The 17600-nt window shown below is 57.2% G+C and carries 12 protein-coding genes; 2 read left to right on the top strand and 10 right to left on the bottom strand.

Annotated elements, in window-relative coordinates; genetic code table 11:
* Nucleotides 1–4 precede the first annotated feature (4 nt).
* Together rfaQ and FO014_RS09430 are read right to left on the bottom strand one after the other, a co-directional pair.
* Nucleotides 5–1168, bottom strand: a complete 1164-nt coding sequence (gene rfaQ, locus FO014_RS09425) for a putative lipopolysaccharide heptosyltransferase III (RefSeq protein WP_160029214.1) — start codon at nt 1166–1168, stop codon at nt 5–7.
* Between the two features lie 524 nt (nt 1169–1692).
* Nucleotides 1693–2598, bottom strand: coding sequence for a LysR family transcriptional regulator (locus FO014_RS09430; RefSeq protein WP_160031389.1), 906 nt, complete (start codon nt 2596–2598; stop codon nt 1693–1695).
* A 151-nt stretch (nt 2599–2749) separates the two neighbouring features.
* Here FO014_RS09430 and FO014_RS09435 point away from each other — a divergent pair, with 151 nt between their 5' ends.
* Nucleotides 2750–3751 carry a zinc-binding alcohol dehydrogenase family protein gene (locus FO014_RS09435; protein ID WP_160031388.1) on the top strand — a complete coding sequence of 334 codons (1002 nt, stop codon included), beginning with the start codon at nt 2750–2752 and terminating at the stop codon, nt 3749–3751.
* 216 nt (nt 3752–3967) lie between these two features.
* Here the strand turns inward: FO014_RS09435 and FO014_RS09440 are convergent, their stop codons facing one another.
* Nucleotides 3968–5461, bottom strand: coding sequence for an alanine/glycine:cation symporter family protein (locus FO014_RS09440; protein WP_160029216.1), 1494 nt, complete (start codon nt 5459–5461; stop codon nt 3968–3970).
* A 690-nt stretch (nt 5462–6151) separates the two neighbouring features.
* A complete protein-coding gene (locus FO014_RS09445) occupies nt 6152–6919 on the bottom strand; it encodes an AraC family transcriptional regulator (RefSeq protein ID WP_160029218.1) in 768 nt (255 codons plus the stop codon).
* A gap of 100 nt (nt 6920–7019) precedes the next feature.
* Here FO014_RS09445 and FO014_RS09450 point away from each other — a divergent pair, with 100 nt between their 5' ends.
* Nucleotides 7020–8183 carry a multidrug effflux MFS transporter gene (locus FO014_RS09450; protein WP_128144051.1) on the top strand — a complete coding sequence of 388 codons (1164 nt, stop codon included), beginning with the start codon at nt 7020–7022 and terminating at the stop codon, nt 8181–8183.
* 3 nt (nt 8184–8186) lie between these two features.
* Here the strand turns inward: FO014_RS09450 and FO014_RS09455 are convergent, their stop codons facing one another.
* From FO014_RS09455 to FO014_RS09480, 6 genes are all read right to left on the bottom strand, one after another.
* Nucleotides 8187–8954, bottom strand: a complete 768-nt coding sequence (locus tag FO014_RS09455; protein ID WP_160029220.1) for a thioesterase II family protein — start codon at nt 8952–8954, stop codon at nt 8187–8189.
* A 65-nt stretch (nt 8955–9019) separates the two neighbouring features.
* Nucleotides 9020–9757 carry a tryptophan 2,3-dioxygenase family protein gene (locus FO014_RS09460; protein ID WP_061321754.1) on the bottom strand — a complete coding sequence of 246 codons (738 nt, stop codon included), beginning with the start codon at nt 9755–9757 and terminating at the stop codon, nt 9020–9022.
* Nucleotides 9754–10566 carry a cyclase family protein gene (locus tag FO014_RS09465; RefSeq protein WP_160029222.1) on the bottom strand — a complete coding sequence of 271 codons (813 nt, stop codon included), beginning with the start codon at nt 10564–10566 and terminating at the stop codon, nt 9754–9756. Before FO014_RS09465 ends, FO014_RS09460 begins: the two co-directional genes overlap by 4 nt.
* Complete coding sequence (locus FO014_RS09470) at nt 10553–16261, bottom strand: non-ribosomal peptide synthetase (protein ID WP_160029224.1); 5709 nt, start codon at nt 16259–16261, stop codon at nt 10553–10555. The genes FO014_RS09465 and FO014_RS09470 overlap by 14 nt, the downstream gene beginning before the upstream one ends.
* A gap of 67 nt (nt 16262–16328) precedes the next feature.
* Complete coding sequence (locus tag FO014_RS09475) at nt 16329–17264, bottom strand: diiron oxygenase (protein ID WP_160029226.1); 936 nt, start codon at nt 17262–17264, stop codon at nt 16329–16331.
* A gap of 12 nt (nt 17265–17276) precedes the next feature.
* Entirely contained in the window at nt 17277–17561 is a 285-nt protein-coding gene (locus FO014_RS09480; RefSeq protein ID WP_160029228.1) for a 2Fe-2S iron-sulfur cluster-binding protein, read from the bottom strand.
* Nucleotides 17562–17600: the final 39 nt, after the last annotated feature.

Below are 17600 nucleotides of genomic sequence, written 5' to 3' on the forward strand. Positions count from 1 at the left end.
GTCATCAACCCACAGAAGCGGGCGCATCCGACGACGCCAAACGCCGGTCGACCGCCCGTATCACATCGCCGGGCGGGATCGCGGCCAGATAGCGTTCCGCCGTCGCGGTGTCCACCGCTTCCGGCGGCGGCAGCGGCCGGTAATCACCGGCCCACAGCAGCGTGTGCGATGCCTGCCACGGCGCCCACTGCGCCAGATTGCTGGGGCCGAACAGCACCACGGACGGCGTCTGCAGCGCGGCGGCCATATGCATCGGCACCGAATCCACGCCGATAAACAGCCTGGCGCGGGAAATCAGTAGCGCCAGTTCCGGCAAGTCCAGCCGCCCCGCCAGATTAATCACCCGCTGCGGCGAGATGCAGCCGGCCAGAATGGCGTCGATCATCGCCGCCTCTTCGGCCGAGCGCCCGCCGGTGAGCACCACCGTCTCCCCTCTGGCGGTCAGGTGATTGATCACCTCGCTGAAGCCGGCCGCCGTCCAGGTTTTGAACGCCCAGCGCGCCGCCGGTTGGATCAGGACAAAATTCCTGAGCCGATAATGGCGGCCAAGCCGCTCCACGTCATCGATATCGCACTGTCGCCAGGATTGCGTCACGCGCGTGACCTGCGTCGGCAGCGCCAGCGGCGCCAAAATGCTGAGGTTATTGAGCACGGTATGTTGCCGCTCATGCCCCTCGGTATCGACCAACAGAGAATGACAACGCCGCCACAACCGGTTATTACGCTTCGGATAGGTGAACCCAAGGCTGAAAGTAGGTTTGAGGAAGCGGCAGTACAGCGCCGCACGCCACTGATCGGAGAGGTTGATGACCAAATCATAATGCCCGGTGCGCAAACTGTTCCACAGCGCGTACTCGCCACGGTATTGCGCCTTCAGCCCCTGATGTTTGAGGCTGCGGTCCACGGTATAGGCCAGATAGACATCGCGGTTGCCGGCCAGCATGGCCTCGGTACCGTCATACACCAGCACATCAATCAGCGCGTTGGGATAATTCGCCCGCAGCGTACTGAGCAGCGGCGTCGTCAGTAATACGTCGCCAAAGTGCCGCAGTTTAATCACCAATATGCGCTGCACCCGTTCACGGTGTAATAAAACATTGGGGAGACGACTATCGGGCAATAACGCCTTATGAGGAGAGTTAAATACGGCGTGGGGGTGACTGCTCATAATTCGTCGTCTCAGGAAAAATGCCACGGGCTTTACTTTCGCACCTATGTCGAAAGAGCGAATACACAAGAAAAATTAACACCGAATAAACAACGATGCCGGCACGCCGGGAAGGATCGTCAGCAAAAAAATAGCGGCAAAGCCCTACAGCGGCGATCCGCTCCGATCTTAACCGTGTAAAAAGCGCAAAGATAATTGGTTGTGCAGATCAATGTGATCTGATTGATCGCTGAAAACGATCAATCCACGACAAAATAAAAGATTATTACTTAGGGTATTATTTAAATAATCAATTAATATTTAAAATAAATTGATTTTTAAGTGCGCAGAAATTGAATGGAAACAGCGATTCAATAACCTGCCGCAGTAAGATTAATGCTGTAGAGCCGGGCGGTTATATATACTTTATGAGTAGTAGATTAGGATTTATCATCCGTAATATGAATAAGAAAAAACCTATAAAATGACGCCTTAAGGGAAACAGACGCCATTCGCAACGGGGGAAGACCTTCATATCGGCGCGGCTACCGTCGCCCGGCGATATCGCTCAGCGCCTGATGCAGCTGCCGGTACAGTTCGCGAATCGCCGGCGAAAACTGGCGCCGGTGCGGGCAGATAAAGTTAAGCGGAGCCGCCTGGCCCGGGATCTGCGGCAGCAACACTTCCAGCCTGCCGGCGGCGATATCCGGATAGAGATCGATCCACGACTTATAGACAATGCCCATGCCGTCCACCGCCCAACGCCGGGCAACGTCGGCATCATCGCTGATCAGCCGCCCGTAAACCTTCAGCTCCCGGCTCCCCTCCTCGGGATAAAACGGCCAGCGGTCCCAGGCGTGACCGTTGATGGTGAACAAAATACAGTGATGATCCGCCAGCGCGTCCAGCGTCTCAGGCCGGCCGTGGCGCGCCAGATAGTCCGGCGAGGCGGCCAGCACCCGCCGGTTATTGTCCGCCAGCGGCAGCGCCACATAGCTGCTGTCGTTCAGCACGCCGTAGCGAATCGCCACGTCCACCGGATCGCGGAACACATCGCTTACCTGATCGGAGACCGACAGGCGCAGCGCCAGCTTCGGGTGTTGCCGACAGAAGGCATTGAGCAGCGGCAGCAGCAGATTGCGGCCGGTGTCAGAAGGCACGGCGATTTTCAGCTCGCCGCTGAATTCATGATCCGTATTGTGCAGACTTTCCGCCCCCGCCTGCACGATCGCCAGCATCTCCAGCGCGTAGGGCAGATATTTTTCCCCTTCCGCCGTCAGGCGCAGGCTGCGGGTGGAACGGGCAAACAGCCGCTTATCCAGATCCCGTTCCAGGCGCTGCACCGCCGCGCTCACCTGGCCGGGCAGCAGGCCCGCTTCCCTGGCGGCGTTGGAAAAACTGCCCAGCGCGGCGGAGCGGACAAACAGCGTCACGTCCTCCAGACGAATCATCATCTATCCTCATTATTTGAAATCTGACGCTATAACTGTAAATGATTTTCACTGCAGGAGTGAAAGTCCTGCTCTTTATTCGGCATTTTTCGCCAGCCGGCCAGCGTTTAGCATGTGGGTATTCTTCGCCGTATTAATAAGGAACCGCATGATGAAAGCCATTGTTTACAGCCAGAACGGTTTACCCATCGCCGACCCGCAGTCGCTGTATGAAACCGAGCTGCCCAAGCCGCAGCCCGGCCCGCGCGATCTGCTGGTAAAAATCCGCGCCATCTCCGTCAATCCGGTGGATACCAAGGTACGTAACGGTGCGCCGACCGATGCGCCGCGCATCCTGGGCTGGGACGCCGTCGGCGAAGTGGAAGCCGTCGGGGCAGAGGTCAGCCTGTTTAAACCGGGCGACGAGGTGTTTTACGCCGGCTCCATCGTGCGCCCCGGCGCTTATGCCGAGTATGGTCTGGTGGACGAGCGCATCGCCGGCCGCAAGCCGCAGTCGCTGAGCGATGCCGACGCGGCGGCGCTGCCGTTAACCTCGCTGACCGCCTGGGAACTGCTGTTTGACCGGCTGGAAGTGAAGCCAGACGAAGACGCGGCGCTGCTGATCGTCGGCGCCGGCGGCGGCGTCGGTTCCATCATGACCCAGCTGGCGCGCAAGCTGACCGGGCTGACGGTGATTGGCACCGCCTCGCGGCCGGAAACCGCCGAATGGGTGAAATCACTCGGCGCGCACCACGTCATTGACCACAGCCGGCCGTTGACGGAGGAACTGAAAAAAATCGGTATCGATCAGGTGCGCTATGTCGCCAGCCTGACCCACACCGATAAACACTTCGGCCAGATTATCGAAGCGCTGGAGCCGCAGGGGAAAATGGGCGTTATCGACGATCCGCAGACCCTCGACGTGATGCCGCTCAAACGCAAGGCTATCTCACTGCACTGGGAACTGATGTTTACCCGCGCCATCTTCGAGACCGCCGATATGCAACGCCAGCACGAGATTTTGCAAAACGTCAGCCGCCTGATCGACGACGGCACCCTGCGCTCGACGCTGGGCGATCACTACGGGCCGATCACCGCAGACAACCTGCGCAAAGCGCATGCCCTGATCGAAAGCGGCAAAGCGCGCGGCAAAATCGTGCTGGCCGGGTTTTAACGAACAATTTTAGGCTTTATGGTAAGGAAAGGATGCGCGCTCTGGCCGGCGAAAAATGTCCCGCGCCGGCGCCCATGCGTTGACCCTATCTCCCGCTGCCTGTGGCTGCGGGAGATAGGGTGGGTTGTTGAATAAATCGAACTGAACCGCAGGCCGATAAACCGGTCTGCGCCGGTTTATCGGGACATCATCAGCAACTCTTGTCCTTATGATGCGCTAGCTGGAAGAACCTGCATTCTCATTAATGTTGCCTGTCGACTCACGGATCTGGTTTACCTCAGCGCGGTTGTTAATCCAGTAGTCCGCCCGCTCAATGCCCAGCTTCTCCGGATGGAACACGGGATCGACGCCTTCAGCCAGTTGCTTCTCATAATCCTTCAGACAGGTGAACGCCGTCTTGCGCAGCAGCAAAATGGCGATGATGTTCAGCCAGGCCATCAGCCCCACGCCAATGTCCCCCATCCCCCATGCCAGATCCGCCGTTTTCACCGTGCCGTAGACGGCCGATGCCATCAGCCCGATTTTCAGCACCAGGGTGAGCCATGGACGATGTATTTTACGGTTGAGGTAAGCGACGTTGGTTTCCGCGATGTAGTAGTAAGCCACGATGGTGGTGAAGGCAAAGAAGAACAGCGCGATGGCGACGAAGTAACTGCCAAAGCCCGGCATCATGCTTTCCATCGCGGTTTGCACATAGCCGGGGCCGGCGGCAACGCCGGCAATCCCCGTATAGAGGGCGGCCCCCTCCGGCCCCTGAACGTTGTACAGCCCGGTAATCAACAGCATGAACCCGGTGGCGGAGCACACGAACAAGGTGTCGATATAAACCGAAAACGCCTGCACCAGCCCCTGCTTGGCCGGGTGGCTGACGGCGGCGGCGGAAGACGCGTGCGGGCCTGTTCCCTGCGCGGCTTCGTTGGAATACACCCCGCGCTTCACGCCCCACATGATCGCCAGCCCTAAAATAGCGCCAAAGCCGGCATCAAGGCCGAATGCACTCTTCCAGACCAGCAAAATGACGCCGGGCAGTTGGTCAATATTGAGCGCCACGATCACGCAGGCCACGATGATGTAGCCGAGCGCCATAAACGGCACCACGGTACCGGCGAAGCTCGCAATGCGCTTCACGCCGCCGAAGATGATGAACCCCAGCAGCACGGCGATGATCGCCGCCGTCACGTTCGGGCTGATGCCGAACGCGATATCCAGGCTGGCGCCGATGGAATTGGCCTGCACGCCCGGCAATAACACGCCGCAGGAGAAGATGGTGGCGATGGCAAAAATCCAGGCATACCACTTCATGCCCAGCCCTTTTTCGATATAGAAGGCCGGGCCGCCGCGATACTCGCCATCCAGCTTCTCTTTATAAACCTGGCCTAACGTCGATTCCACAAAGGCTGAACTGGCGCCGAGAAACGCGACCGTCCACATCCAGAACAAGGCCCCCGGGCCACCGAAGGTGATGGCGGTGGCTACCCCGGCAATATTACCGGTGCCTACCCGTCCGGCCAGCGTCATGGATAACGCCTGGAAAGAAGAGACCCCGGCGGCATTCGCTTTCCCCTGGAAGATCAGACGCACCATCCCCTTCAGGTGACGCAGTTGCAAAAATCGGGTACGTAAAGAAAAGTACAGGCCGGTGCCCAAACAGAGATAAATGAGCGCCTGGCTCCAGATCACGCCGTTGACGGCATTGACAAGTTCATTCATGCAATCCAACTCCTTCGTTGATACCCTGGTAACATTGGCAGTTCACCTGCCTAACACCGGGCTGTGCCGTCGAGCGTGAGAGTTATTTTTTTATCAGGTGACATAGTTACTTTACGTAACTAATTAACACTTATGTAACCTGTCGTAAAACGCCGATCTTTGCAAGCCTCTCGGTGTGGAGTACTTCCCATATTTAAACAATTTTTCTGAGCGATAAGCACGACGACGGCGTAAGAAAAACCGACTGACGCCTGGAAAAATCGGTCGGTTAGCCGGCAGGTCGCGCTCATGCCGAGAGGCTCTCAACGCATTGAACATGCGGAGCTGATTGCCGGTCGCAAGCTGCAAACCCTCGTTATGCTGCTGATTTATCAAATATCGCATAACCTTTGTCGCCGGTGTCATACTGTTTACGAATGGAACTGGATGCTGGGACAGGCGTGGAGCGCCATCGAAAAGGGAAAGGTTTTTCCGGCAATTTGCTGTGTTGAGCTCATATCCCGAGAGCTATTGCCAGATTTTTATTCATCCTGCTTGGCATTTCTCAATGCTCCCAAGCATGCGCAAAAGCAATTCCTGGCCATTCTCTGGTGCGAAATCATGACACTATCGCGCTTTGAATTCACACCGGGTAATACATGCGCTTCGCCCTCAACGTTTTCTGTCAGCGTTGCTGTTTTAGCCGGCACCTTACTTTCTTCTCTTCATATACGCCCTCGGGGGGCAGCCCACCATGCTCTTGAAAAAAGTAGCGAAGGCGCTGTCGCTGGAAAACGCCAGCCGGCCGGCGACCTCGGATTGGTTGAGCCCTGCGGCCAGCATCTCTATCGCTTTAATCAGGCGCCATTGCTGACGCCACTGTTGGTAACTGAGACCGGTTTCACGGCGGAAAATCCGGCTGATGGTTTTCTCGGAAGCGCCGCTATAGCGCGATAGCTGATGCAGCGGCGGAAGCATATCCAGGTCGGCCAGATGACGCAGACGCCGGTCGCTGGGCAGCGGCAGCAACGTCAGTTCGCGCGGCGCGGCGGCGATCTCGTCCAGGCAGACCGCCAGAATATTGGCGTAAGCCCCATGCCGCCAGTCGGTGTCGAATGCGGCGAGTGCGATGCGTTCCAACACCTCGCGCAGCAGCGGTGAAGCTGTCAGTACGGCAAGCTGCGCAGGCAGACAGGCATAGCGATCGGCATCGAGATAAAGTGAACGGTAACCGACTACGCCGTTGACCTGAACGCGATGCGCCACTTGCGGTGGGATCCAGGCGACTCTGCCCGGCGGCAGCATGCAAATGCTTTGGTTGAGCGTGATACGCATGCTGCCTTGCTGACAGAACAGCAACTGCCCCTTGTCGTGCCAATGCGTGCCCGAGTCGTGCTGCGCCAGTTCGGCGGCGATGCCGAGCACGCTGTTGTCGAGCGTATCCGGATTAAAGCTGTCCTGTGCCTGAAGCCACGCCATAGTATGTCCGATTTTGTAAATTTATTGTCTTTTATATTGTAATTGACAGCATGGAGCAGATGCTACCGTGTGCAGCTTATTCTTGGCTACAGGATCTGTTATGCAACGTAAACTGACTCTGACATTGGCGACGTCGATGATGATGTTTCCCCAGGTGGTGGAAACCATATACAGCCCGGCATTAACACACATTGCGCACGGATTCCGGGTGAGTGCAGAAATGGCGGCGCAAACGCTCTCTTGTTACTTTTTCGCCTTTGCGCTGGGCGTCGTGGTATGGGGAAGGATGTGCGACGTCATCGGACGCCGTCCGACCATATTGGCCGGGCTGACGCTCTACCTGCTGGCTTCGCTCGTCGCGCTGTTCAGCGGCAGCTTCAGCGTGTTGTTGGCGGCACGGGTGCTGGCCGCCTTTGGCGCGGCGGTTGGTTCGGTAGGAACGCAAACGGCGATTCGCGATCGCTTCGATGGTTATGAGTTAGCGCGGGTGTTCTCAGTGATGGGAATCGCCATGGCGATCAGCCCGGCGGTTGGCGTGTTAAGCGGCGCAGTACTGACTCACTATTGGGGGTATCAGGGCGTGTTCGGCGGTTTGGCGCTGCTGGCGGCTCTGTTGCTGGGTTATGCCGGCTGGCAACTACCGGAAACGCGTCCGCAACAGGTGATGAAGAATTCATTTTTCGGCACGCTGGGACGGATGATTAAGGACGGAGATATTTGGCTTAGTGCGCTGTTGGTGGCGTTGTTCAATATTTGCATGTTCAGCTATTACCAACTGGCGCCATTCCACTTCTCGGCGTTGGAACTGCCGGCGCAGTGGTTCGGTTATACCGGCTTGGTGTTGGCGGCCGGGGTCGGCATCGGTGCGGCGATCAACAAGTTTCTGATCGGCAAACACTGGCTGTTTCCTGCGTTGCTGACGCTGGCTTGCACCTTGTCGCTGACCGGCGGCCTACTGGTGTTGCTGCTGGAAAAGAGTCTGTGGTTCGTTCTGCCGATGATGCTAGTAGTGATGGCGTACGGCATCGCCATTCCCAATATTCTGGCGCGCGCGCTGCGCCATTATAAAGACTGTATGGGCACGGCCGGCGCCATCCTTGGTCTGATGTATTACCTGATGCTCGGCGGTGGCCTGGTGCTGGCCGGACTGTCGCAGCACCTGGGCGCCGTGCTGTCGCTCTGCAGCCTTTGCGTGTTGCTGTTGGCGTGGCGGGTCGTGCGCAACGAGCGTCGTCTGGCGCTGCCTGAGGGTGAAAACGCCTGAGTGCTAAATGCTGGCAGGGTCACTCAGGTGGCCTGCCAGCAACTGGTGAATGCCCGCTATCACGGCGTCGCGTTGCGTAGCGATATACATATGTCCGCCTGCAAAAGCGCGCTGCTGAAAATCACCTTGCGCGATCCGACGCCAGTCGAGCAAATCCTGACGATCGATCAATTCGTCGTTTTCACCATAAAACATCGCCAGCGGGGCGTGATAGCCAGGCTGTACCGGAAAAAGCAGCTGGCTGGACAGCAACAGATCGGCGCGGATCAGCGGCAAATAGTAATCTACCAACGCACTATCGCCGATGAGCGACTCATCCAGCCCCTCGCCGGCACAGAGTGCGTTCAACAAAGCAACACGCGGCATTCTCAGTAGCTGACTGTGGCGCGCCAGAAAGGGGGATGAACTGGCGGAAATAATCAACTGCAGCGGCGGCTGAGGCAGCGCCATCGCTAACGCCAGCGCAACTCGGCCGCCAAGACTATGGCCGAAAAAGATCAGCGGCTTATCCTGCAGTGGCTGCAGTACCGGCATCAGTTGATTGATGAGCGATTGAGGTTGGCAAAGCGGTGCTTCATGCGCCCGCTCTTCTCGACCGGGATATTGCACGGCATAGAGTTCGATCTCCTGATGCAACCCGGCGCTCCAGCGCTGGAAAGCCGCGGCGCCGCCGCCAGCGTGGGGAAAAACGATAAGCCGCAGACTGCCCTGGCGTCCCGGCGTCAACGGTTTCAGACCGCGGGAGGCGGCGGGAAAGTTAGTGCAATTCATGGCGAAAATCCGTATTTTCAAGCGGCCAGGGAAGCCTGAGCTTCCCTGGCATTAAGGGAAGGCGCTCAGTTGATGGCGTTCCACAATTCATCAAAGATTGGCGTGAACAGCGTCGATTTCAGATAGTCCGAACCCGATGAACCGCCGGTACCTTTCCTCTGCCCGATAGTACGCTCCACCAGTTTCACATGGCGGTAACGCCACTCTTGCAGCAGTGAATCCAGGTCCAGCAGTTGATTGAGCAGCAGCGACTCGCAGCTCGAACGCGTCAGCGATTGCCTGACGATGTCGTCAAAGCTGTGCGCCGTCTGATTGGGCTGATCATGGAGCCGCATCAGATGACAGCGTACCGCCTGCCATAGGGAAACGGGTTGGATGATCGCCGCCAGTCGACGCTGAGCCTCTTCATCATCTTGATACTGCATTAATTTTTTTTGGTTTGCCTTGCCAAGCAGCGCTTCTATACCGGCGAACTGGTAGGATTGAAAACCACTGGCGCTGCCGAGATAGCTGCGAAAACGCTGGAATTCATGAAACTTCAGCGTGCAAATCACGGCAATCTGATTCACCACGGTTTGGGTAATGGCATTGACACGCGTCATCGTCTCGATAGCCGCCGGTATATTCCCCTCTTCGATCAGCGCGATCGCCAGATGAAGCTCATCGATCAACTGTTTGAACCAGAGCTCGTAGGTTTGATGAGTGATGATAAACAAATTTTCATTGCGGTGTTCGTCAGACGGCGAGGCCGGCTGTTGCAGTGACAGCAGCTGGTTCAGCTGCAGATAGCTGGCATAGTTCATGATGTCACTTTCCCTGTAGAAAACGAAAATAGGATTGGCCGGCTGGGAAGAGCATCCCCGGCCAGATCCGGCAGTTGAATGGTCAGAAAATAGTGCCCCGCAGCGGCATGCGTAGGAACCTGAATCAGTTCGGTCACGGAGGCGTGCCGGCGTGCTGTTTGTCGCCTGTCTGGGACATCAAGCCCCCAAAAACAGCGATGGTTGTCCATACGTCCGCCGTCGTATAAACGGTCGATCGACGGTATATCCACCAGCAGATGCTGAACGCCGAGTTCAACGATGCGCGCCATGGCCTGATGGCTGAAATAGGGGGCGCAGGCCGACGCAGGGAACTCGCTCCCCGCGTTGGTCCCTATCACCAAAGCCTGCAGATAGTCACCGGACAACGGCGTCAACGCGTCATCGAGAGCCGACCGGGTAATCAGCCAATCTTCAGAGCTAGCGCTGGCGTTATAACTCTCCGTGGTCGTGTCCGCTCGCTGCGGTGCGACGCGAATCAGGGTGGCGGCAATGAAAGGTTCAAGCTGCAGATCCGCCACGTTGTGCGCGTCGGGAAGAATATGGCCGATGCATTCAGTGTGTGTGCCGTGGCAGTGCGCCACCAGACTGATGCGCTCGGCGTTGCAGGCCCCGCCCTGACGCACGCTGGCGACGGCATCGCCGTAACTCAGCGGCGCCGAGTCAGCGGGCGCCACACCATAAAGGTTGGTTGGGTTATCGGCGAAGTTCAGTCTGGCCGAGAGCCGCAGCGGCTCTCGGTGGTCAATATGATGGCAACGTCCGCGATGGTGCACCTCAATGCGTTTCATCGGCGACCTCGGCATTTTTGCTCAGCGCCAGCGCGGTGAGTTCGCGGATCTGACTGTGCATGATGAACTCGCGGATAGTCAGCGAGACGCCCATCTGCTGACGAATGGCATGCAGTAACTGCGGGATCTGCAGTGAATTCCCCCCCAGGCTGAAGAAACTGTCGCTGACGCTGACCTGCGTCAGCGACAATACTTGCTGCCAGATGTGCTGCATGGCGCTTTCCGCCGCGTTGGCCGGAGGCGTGTAGTCCGCTTCGGAGGCGGAGTAGCCGGTTTCCGGCGCAGGTAGCCGACGAATGTCGATTTTGTTGTTGTTGGTGAGCGGGAAGGCCGACAGCACCACAAAACCGGACGGAATCATGATATTCGGCAATCGGGCTTTCAGCGTTGCGCGCACCGCTTTTTCATTCAGTTCTTCTCCCGGCGTTAACTGCAGATAGCTGACGATGCGGGCCTGCTGGCCTTCACCGACGATTAAGCTGAGTGCCCGCTCGATATTGTCGATAGACGATAGACTGAGATCGATTTCGCTCAGTTCTATGCGGTGGCCGCGAATTTTGACCTGGTGATCGTTCCGGCCGAGATATTCCAGCTGCCCCTGACGATTAAAACGCACAATGTCGCCGGTGCGATACATATAGCGCTCGGCGCCGAACAGCTGACGTCGTAGAAAGACCTTGTCGCTCAGCATCGGATTACGCCAATACCCCGGCGATACCCCTGCGCCGCCCAGCCACAGCTCACCAAATGCGCCGCTTGGCATCGGGTTGCCGGCCTGATCCATGACCAGAACGTCGGTCGACTGGATCGGCGTGCCGATGCAGTCGCTTGCGCCTTCGTGAGTCAGATCGGCGCAGGTCGACCAGATCGTGGTTTCCGTTGGACCATAAACCTGCAGCACCCGTGTCGCGATGCGCCGCAATTGCGTCAACAAGGACGCCGGCATCTTCTCACCGCCGCATAGCACGGTCAGGGGGCGCTGGCCCGCCGCCGGCAGATGGTGGACGATAGTGCTCCAGACGGTAGGTGTCGCTTGGATCACACTGGGTTGCTGCCGCTCGATAAAGTGATACAGCTTGACCGGATCCATGGCGGTTTCTCGTGGACACAGCGCTACATGCGCGCCGCCGGCCAGCGAGCAGAACAGCTCCAGCCCAAAAATATCGAAGCTGATGCTGGTCAGACTGAGCACCTTATCACGCGCATTCAGCTTCAGCCGCCCGACGAAATCGTTGGTGAAATTGTTCAGGTTACCGTGAGTGATCATCACGCCTTTGGGGTTACCGGTTGACCCTGAGGTATACATGATGTAGGCCAGCGTATCGTCGACTGGGATCGACAATGCGTCGGCTGTCGCAGAACGAGAAACCAGTGAGTCGAAACCGACGGCGGGGCTGGCCCAACATTGTTCGGGCTGACCATCGGTCACCAGCAACCGGGCTTGCGCGTTCTCGATCATGTAGCTCACGCGGTCAGCCGGGTAGTGTACGTCAATCGGCACATAGTGTTTGCCGGCTCTCAGCACGCCGAGCAGCAGCACGGCGACGTGGCAGCTTTTCTCCATCATGACGCCGACCGAGAAAGGCTGGCTGTCGATGTCCAGCAGTGCATGCGCGACGCATTCAGACTGCGCCCACAGCTGGCGGTAGCTGTACCGTTGCCGTTCGCAGCTGACGGCAAGGCTTTCAGGCTGGGTATGCGCCAACCGGCCAATGTGCATCAGCAGCGAGTCGCGTGAACCCGTGTCCGGGCCGCTGGCCAATTGTTGCAGCCAATGTTGTTCCCGTTCGCACAGCGGATTGAGGGCATGCTGCGCCGTATCGGCCGGCAAGGTGAGCAGTTGACGCAGCGTTTGCTGATAATTGTCCAGCAGCATCTGCATGCTGGCGGGATAGAACAGTTCGCTGGCGTAATCGAGTTCGATGGCGACGGCGTCCTGTTCCACGCTGAAGTTCCAGGTCATATCAAACATCGAGAAACCGGACGAGAGTGGCAGGCGATGCAGCGTACAGTCGCGCAGGTTTTGTTGGCATACGTCACCGGCGTTCTGCAGGATCGCCATGATCTGGAATAACGGATTTTTGTTCGTCATCCGCTCGTATTCGATTTGGTGCAAAATGCGGTCGAAGGAGAGCTGCTGATGCTGATAGGCGCCGATGCAGGTTTCCATCACGTTATCGATCAGTCCAGCCAGGGTGTCCTGTTCACTCAGTCGGATACGCAGTGGTACGGTATTGACATGGAAGCCGCTGACCTGCGCCTGATCCAGATTGTCCCGCGCTGCGATGGCGGTGCCGATGACGATATCCTGCTGCTGGGTATAACGGCTTAGCAGCAAACTTAATGCCGCGGTAAGCAAGGCGAAAGGCGTGGCGCCCAATGCTTTGCTCCGTGACGCCAGCAGGCGGGAGAGATCGGGCTGCAGTCGATAATGGATACGTTCGCCGGCGTGCGTTGGCATCAGCGGGCGCGGCTTATCCAGCGGGAAGTCCAGTTCGCGACAGGCTTGCAGTTGCTGTTGCCAGTAAGCGACATCCGCCGGCGTAGGTGACGCGATGCCGCTGTTGACGATATCGATGGTTTGGATCTGCGGCTGCGGCGCCTCGAAGCCATGGCGATCGTCGGGCTCATTATAGCGGCGCCACAGATCGTTAAGGATCAGTTGTTCACTCCAGGCGTCAGTAATAATGTTGTGTTTTACCCAAATCAAAACATGGTGCTGCTGGTGATACTGCACCAGCCGCAGCGCCAGCGGCGGCCGAACGGTGATGTCGAAAGGCGTAGCGCACAGTTGACGCGCCAACTTTTCTGCCGGCAGCGTTTGGCCGTCCACCCAGTGATCGGTAAGGCGAATCGGCGTATGCGGTTCTGCCTGCTGATAGGCAACACCGTCGGTTTCGCCGAAGCGGGTGCGCAGGCTTTCATGTTTTTCATAGATAAAATTGATCGCCCGCTCAAAGCGCGTCAGGTCAAGCGGGCCATGAATATCTATCGCCAGCGGCAGGTTGTAGCTACAGTCGTCAGGATTCAATGCGCTCAGGTACCAGAGCAGGTTCTGCTGCGGGCTGAGCGGCGCGCGACGTTCGTCGCAGATCGCGATAGCGCGCTCAGCGGCAACGGCCTTATTCTCAATATATTCGGCCAGTTTGCGCACCGTATTGTGGCGGAACAGATCGGCGATGCTCAGGTGGCAGCATAAATCGCGTGCGACGAGCGCGACGATTTTGCTCATCGTCAACGAGTGCGCGCCCAGATTGATGAATTCCTGTGTAACGTCGGCTTGCGGACAGCCGATGGCGTTGGCCACAATGCGCTCGAGGATGGCCTCCGTTTCGGTTTCCGGCGGCGTCAGACGCGCATTCCGTTCATCCAGCGGCCAGCTTTCCAACTGTTGACGGGCAATCTTGCCGTTGATGGTCAACGGCAGCGCCGGCAAGAAAATAAAAACGCTGGGAATCGCTGCGGGATGGAGTTGCGTGACCAACGCGTGGCGCAGCGCGTCGGTGGTCAGCGCAGGCGAAGCAGGCTGTACGAAGGCGGCGAGGATTTTACCCGAGGGTTGACTGCGAGCGACCACGCAGGCGCTTTCAACCAGTTGGTGGCTGCGGATGGCGCTTTCCACTTCACCTATCTCAATGCGTACACCGCGTATTTTCACCTGATGATCGCGGCGGCCGACGAAAATAATGTTGCCCTGCTCGTCCCATTTGGCGATATCGCCGGTTTGGTACAGGCGCTCTTCGGCCGCCATATACGGCAGACGCCGCATAATGAACTTCTCTGCGCTCAGCGCCTCTTGATGCAAGTAACCGTGCGCCAGACCACAGCCGGCGATGTACAGTTCGCCCTCAAAGCCGACCGGCAGTGGATTATGGTGGGGATCAAGGATGTGGCAACGGTAGTTTTTCAGCGGTTTGCCAATGCAGTTCCAGGGAACGCCGGGACGGTACTCGCACAGCGAAGTGGCAATCGAGGCCTCAGTCGGTCCATAGCCGTTGCACAGTCGGGTGCGCTCGGCCCACCAGGTGACGACGTCTGCAGGAGGTGCGTCTCCCATGACGATCATTGTCCGCAGCCCGGGCCAAACTTCGCGGGGCAACAGTTCCAGAATCGCCGGTGTAATGGTGATATGGCCGATATCGTGTTGAGTCAGATAGTCGTGCAACGCGCCAACATCGGTATGCAGCTCCGAGGGCGCCAGATAAAGCGTCGCGCCGCTGACCAGCGCGCCATAGACATCCCAGCCGAAGGCGTCGAAACCCAGCGAGGCGATGGCCAGCACGCGGCTGCCTTGCGCCAGACCAATGAAATCACGGTGGTTTTGCGCCACGTTGCTCAGGCCCTCACGCCCGATCATCACGCCTTTGGGCTTGCCGGTCGTCCCGGAGGTATAGCAGACGTAGGCCAGCGCGTCCCGCGATTTGGGGAGTTGTTCCGCACGGATGTTCAGCGAGCGGTAATCGATGCTTGATGGCGCAATACACGGCGCGTCACCGGACTGCAGCGGCAAGTCGGCCAGAATCAGCGCTGGCTGCACATCGTCAAGAATGTTTTGATTGCGCGCCGCTGGCGCCTGCGGATCGAGCAGTACATAGGTTTTATTACTTTTCAGTATCCCCAACAGCAAGATCAGCAGCGTCGCTGATTTATCCAGCGAGACGGCGATGACCGAGCTGGCGCCGCCGCTGTATTCAAGCAGCCAACAGGCAAACTGATCCGAGGCGCGATCGATTTCGCCGTAGCTATATGTCTGACCATCGGCATGCAGCGCGGCCTGTTGCGGGTGCGCGGCAGCGGCATGACGGAACAAGGCGATGACGTCGTGCGCCAGAAGTTCGGCATCGTCGGTTGCGTTAAATTGGCTCAGGCGATGCAATACCTGAGGTTGAGTAACAATAGGTGCAGCGGCGGGATCGGCCGGCTCGGCCAACAGCGCGTCAAGATAGTCGGTGAACGTGTCGAAACGCATGTCGTCGCCATATAGGGTGAGCTGAGTGCCGTCTCCGCAGGCCGCTACGTTGACCATCACCCGTGGCTGGGCATAGCGCCCCTGTTTGAGCGCGCCGGTTTCATTAAAGAAAAAATGCTGTAACTGTGCCGGAGACGTGATGTCCGCCACCGGCAGCGTATGGAAATCGGTGCCGGGTTGCCAGGTGAGATGACAGAAATCACTGCCGCAGCGTCCCTGCATCTGATCGCCAAGGCGTTCCATCAGCAGTGCGGTCAACTCGCGCATGCGCGCCGGGGGCTCAGCGAAGTATTTGCACGCCAGACGGTGGGGAAGTTCTTGAACCGGCGGTAAGCCGCCACGCGACAGCTCGACCACAATGTCGACAAGTTTATCCTGCAGCAAGGGAAGTTGAACGCCAGCGGCCGTATCGGACAGCGTGCTGCAGAGATAAGCGGCCTGACCGGCGGAGCTAAAGTACAGAGAAAAGAGTTCTTGGTTATGCAGGGTGTCAATATCGCTAATGATTTTTTTATTGGTTGCGATCGTCAGCAGATTTTTTCCCTGCTGTTGCAGCCGTCGTATTATTTCAGCGTTATTGTTGGTGTTGATAATAAGATCGAATTTTTCGATTGGCCGGCGGTCGAGGTTAATAATGCTAACCTGATGACCGTATTCTTGGATTTCTTCGGTTAATAAACTACCGCAGGCGCTGTCGCCAAAATAGCCTATATTAAGTAATTCCATTATTGTTTCCTAAGAATAATGACTTCCCTTACGGAATATCAAAGGTCCTGGTTTTTATGCCCGTCAATTAGACTTTTTCATGCAACGCATCGGCGATAGGCAAATCGGCCAGAATACCCGATTTATTCAACGCCACCAGCATTTGCTCCGTGACGATATTATTGGTTTCCCAAGGTTTAACATGCGTCGCTGGATAAGTGTCTGCGATGATGTCGGTAATTGCCGTCTCGTCGAGTCCGAGCTGGCGCAACATGCAGGCGCTGAAATCCTTGGCGATGGCGTCGGTTGCATAACCTTCCAGGAAGGCCAACATCGGTTGTTGCAACGCTTGTTTGGTCGCCGCGTCGCTGTGGCGCCAGATATAGCTGAGCACCTGCTGTGAAAAGCGGGCATGACGGCCTTCATCCGCTACGTGATCTTTCATCACCAGATAAAAGGTCGGAAAAATATCTTCATTATTGATCACGTCGATCAGATCGGTCGTCAGCGCCTGCTCTGACAGAGAAACGCAGACCAGTCGCAGCAGTTCGCGCAGCCGCTCGTCTCCCATTGCCAACGCTTGCGCCAGGGCATAGGAAGCCTCGGTGTCTTTTGGCATCGGCAACGGCGCGATGGACGTCATCTGCTCTACCTGATTGATCAAATCCAGCGCCACCAGGGCGTGATAGGACTCATCCACTACCACGGTCAAAGCGTCTAAACGCATTTCAAGCGGAAAGTCTACGCCGACCGCGTTTTTGTACAGTTTGTAGCTGGAATCATTAATGATATCCAACTCAATGTTGGCGATACCGTGCAGGTATTGATAGAGGGTTTGTACCTGAATATAGCGCAGCGCTTGTTCACCCAGCGCGGCAACCTGCGGATGCAGGCACAGCGGCAGGCGTTCGAGGGGGAAGAAAAGGGTTGATTGGCTGTCCTGTTCGTTGAGAAGGCGGCGAGGACGGGAGCGAACAATCGCGGCGCGATCCCATTTTTTCAACGTAGTTTCAATGAGGCTCATCGGCAATCCTTATTAATAAAGTTCGATTTCAATATCCGATTGTGAATAGGCGCAGCAGGCCAGAATAATATTATCCTCTAACTCCTCCTCGCACAGCGCACTCTGTTTTTCATGGCGAACATTTCCGCTGATTAAAAGTAATTTGCAACAGCCGCACTTCCCTTTCCGGCATAGGTTGGGAATATCTATATTTAATCTTTCAAAGTTTTCCAGCAGCGACGTTTCAGGACAAAAGTCACCGATTCCCGCGCCATCAAAAATAACTTGATGACTACCGGGCCCTGTTTGTTCAGACATGGCGAATTATTCCCTATGGAAGTTAGTGAGTGAGATCAC

This window comes from Serratia rhizosphaerae, assembly GCF_009817885.1.
In the GTDB taxonomy this organism is placed as follows: Bacteria; Pseudomonadota; Gammaproteobacteria; order Enterobacterales; family Enterobacteriaceae; genus Serratia_B; species Serratia_B rhizosphaerae.

Excerpts from the sequence above, each read along its gene's own strand:
- rfaQ (WP_160029214.1), bottom strand. The coding sequence starts at position 1,168 with ATGAGCAGTCACCCCCACGCCGTATTTAACTCTCCTCATAAGGCGTTA.
- FO014_RS09430 (WP_160031389.1), bottom strand. The coding sequence starts at position 2,598 with ATGATTCGTCTGGAGGACGTGACGCTGTTTGTCCGCTCCGCCGCGCTG.
- FO014_RS09435 (WP_160031388.1), top strand. The coding sequence starts at position 2,750 with ATGAAAGCCATTGTTTACAGCCAGAACGGTTTACCCATCGCCGACCCG.
- FO014_RS09440 (WP_160029216.1), bottom strand. The coding sequence starts at position 5,461 with ATGAATGAACTTGTCAATGCCGTCAACGGCGTGATCTGGAGCCAGGCG.
- FO014_RS09445 (WP_160029218.1), bottom strand. The coding sequence starts at position 6,919 with ATGGCGTGGCTTCAGGCACAGGACAGCTTTAATCCGGATACGCTCGAC.
- FO014_RS09450 (WP_128144051.1), top strand. The coding sequence starts at position 7,020 with ATGCAACGTAAACTGACTCTGACATTGGCGACGTCGATGATGATGTTT.
- FO014_RS09455 (WP_160029220.1), bottom strand. The coding sequence starts at position 8,954 with ATGAATTGCACTAACTTTCCCGCCGCCTCCCGCGGTCTGAAACCGTTG.
- FO014_RS09460 (WP_061321754.1), bottom strand. The coding sequence starts at position 9,757 with ATGAACTATGCCAGCTATCTGCAGCTGAACCAGCTGCTGTCACTGCAA.
- FO014_RS09465 (WP_160029222.1), bottom strand. The coding sequence starts at position 10,566 with ATGAAACGCATTGAGGTGCACCATCGCGGACGTTGCCATCATATTGAC.
- FO014_RS09470 (WP_160029224.1), bottom strand. The coding sequence starts at position 16,261 with ATGGAATTACTTAATATAGGCTATTTTGGCGACAGCGCCTGCGGTAGT.
- FO014_RS09475 (WP_160029226.1), bottom strand. The coding sequence starts at position 17,264 with ATGAGCCTCATTGAAACTACGTTGAAAAAATGGGATCGCGCCGCGATT.
- FO014_RS09480 (WP_160029228.1), bottom strand. The coding sequence starts at position 17,561 with ATGTCTGAACAAACAGGGCCCGGTAGTCATCAAGTTATTTTTGATGGC.